Origin of the sequence: Streptomyces sp. NPDC086147 (assembly GCF_040702165.1) — a bacterium.
Lineage (GTDB): Bacteria > Actinomycetota > Actinomycetes > Streptomycetales > Streptomycetaceae > Streptomyces.
Window position 1 is genome coordinate 1 of sequence record NZ_JBFBJO010000053.1, and the last position, 2,097, is coordinate 2,097.

The following is a 2,097-nucleotide window of genomic DNA, read 5'->3' on the forward strand; positions in this document are numbered from 1 at the left end:
GCTGGCCCCCCCCCGCGGGGGGGGGGCCCGGGCCCCCCCCCCCCCCCCGGGGGCCGGGGGGGGGGGGGGGGCCCCCCCGCCCCCCCCCCCCCCCCCCTTTCCGGTACCGGCGGATCGGCCGGTACCGGAGGTCAGCGGCGTCCGCAGGTCAGCGGGTGCCGATCTCGTCCGTCAGCTGCGGCAGCACCTCGAAGAGGTCGCCGACCACGCCGTAGTCCACGAGGTCGAAGATCGGGGCCTCGGGGTCCTTGTTGACCGCGACGATCGTCTTCGACGTCTGCATGCCGGCCCGGTGCTGGATCGCGCCGGAGATGCCCGCCGCGACGTACAGCTGCGGCGAGACCTGCTTGCCGGTCTGGCCGACCTGGTTGGCGTGCGGGTACCAGCCGGCGTCCACGGCGGCGCGGGAGGCGCCGACGGCCGCGCCGAGCGAGTCGGCCAGCTTCTCGACGACCCCGAAGCCCTCGGCCGCGCCGACGCCTCGGCCGCCGGAGACCACGATCGCGGACTCGGTCAGCTCGGGGCGGCCGGTGGAGACGCGCGGGGTGCGCGAGACGACCTTCGCCGCGTTGCCCGTGAAGGCGACGGTGACGTTCTCGACCGCGCCGGCGGCCGGGGCGGCCTCCGGGGCGGCGGAGTTCGGCTTGACGGTGACGACCGGCACGCCCTTCGAGACCGTCGACCTCACCTGGTACGAGGCGGCGAAGACGGACTGGGTGGCGACCGGGCCGTTCTCGCCGGCCTCCAGCTCCACGGCGTCGGTGATCAGACCGGAGCCGAGGCGGAGCGCGACGCGGGCCGCGATCTCCTTGCCCTCGCCGGAGGAGGTCACCAGGACGGCGGCAGCCCCCTTCTCCCGCGCGAGCTGGGTGAGCGCGTCGACCTTCGGCACGACGAGCTGGTCGGCGAACTCGGCGCCGTCCGCGACGTACACCGTGGCCGCGCCGTACTCGCCCGCGGTCGCGGCGATCGACGCGGCGGCCTCGCCGGCGCCGAGGACGACGGCCGAGGGCTCGCCGATGCGGCGCGCGATCGTGAGCAGTTCGAGGGCCGGCTTGCGGACCGCACCGTCGGCGTGGTCCACGAGAACCAGGATCTCAGCCATGATTCGTTGCTCCTGTGTGGGTGTCTGGCCGGGGGCGGATCAGATGAACTTCTGGGAGGCGAGGAAGACGGCGAGCTGCTTGCCGCCGTCGCCCTCGTCCGTGACGATCGTGCCCTGGGTACGGGCCGGACGCGGGGTCGCGGAGTCGACCAGGGTCCAGGACCCGCCGAGGCCGACCTCGTCGGCGTCGATGTCCAGGTCGTCCAGGTCGAGCTCCTCGACCGGCTTCTTCTTGGCGGCCATGATCCCCTTGAAGGAGGGGTAGCGGGCCTCGCCGGACTGGTCGGTGACCGACACGACGGCCGGCAGCGGGGCCTCCAGGAGCTCGGTGGCGGCGTCGCCGTCCCGGCGCCCCTTCACCGTGCCGTCCTCGACGGAGACCTCGGAGAGCAGGGTGACCTGCGGCAGGCTCAGCCGCTCGGCGAGCAGCGCGGGCAGCACGCCCATGGCGCCGTCCGTCGAGGCCATGCCGCAGACGACCAGGTCGAAGCCGGTCTTCTCCAGGGCCTTGGCGAGGATCGCGGAGGTGGCGAACACGTCGGAGCCGTGGATGTCGTCGTCGTTGACGTGGACGGCCTTGTCGGCGCCCATCGACAGCGCCTTGCGCAGCGCGTCCTTGGCGTCGTCCGGGCCCACGGTGACGACGGTGACCTCGGCGTCGTCCGCCTCCTCCGAGATCTGGAGGGCCTGCTCGACCGCGTACTCGTCCAGCTCCGAGAGCAGACCGTCGACGGCCTCGCGGTCGGTCGTCAGGTCGTCGGCGAAACCGCGGTCGCCGGTCGCGTCGGGGACGTACTTCACACAGACAGCGATCTTCAGGGTCACGGCCTGTCTCCTTTCAACGGGTCAACGGGCTGGTGCTCAGGGGAGGTTGCGGGCCATGACGATGCGCTGGATCTGGTTGGTGCCTTCGTAGATCTGGGTGATCTTGGCGTCGCGCATCATGCGTTCGACGGGGTAGTCGCGGGTGTAGCCGTAGCCGCCCAGGAGCT

General features: G+C 72.9%; 3 protein-coding genes. All 3 read right to left on the reverse strand.

Features of this window, described 5'->3' with window-relative positions; genetic code table 11:
* Positions 1-148: 148 nt before the first annotated feature.
* A complete protein-coding gene (locus AB0398_RS34210; RefSeq protein ID WP_366379570.1) occupies positions 149-1,105 on the reverse strand; it encodes an electron transfer flavoprotein subunit alpha/FixB family protein in 957 nt (318 codons plus the stop codon).
* 39 nt (positions 1,106-1,144) lie between these two features.
* Complete coding sequence (locus tag AB0398_RS34215) at positions 1,145-1,930, reverse strand: electron transfer flavoprotein subunit beta/FixA family protein (RefSeq protein WP_366379571.1); 786 nt, start codon at positions 1,928-1,930, stop codon at positions 1,145-1,147.
* Positions 1,931-1,966: 36 nt separating this feature from the next.
* On the reverse strand, positions 1,967-2,097 hold a 131-nt coding region (locus AB0398_RS34220; RefSeq protein ID WP_366379572.1), incomplete at its 5' end, for an acyl-CoA dehydrogenase family protein.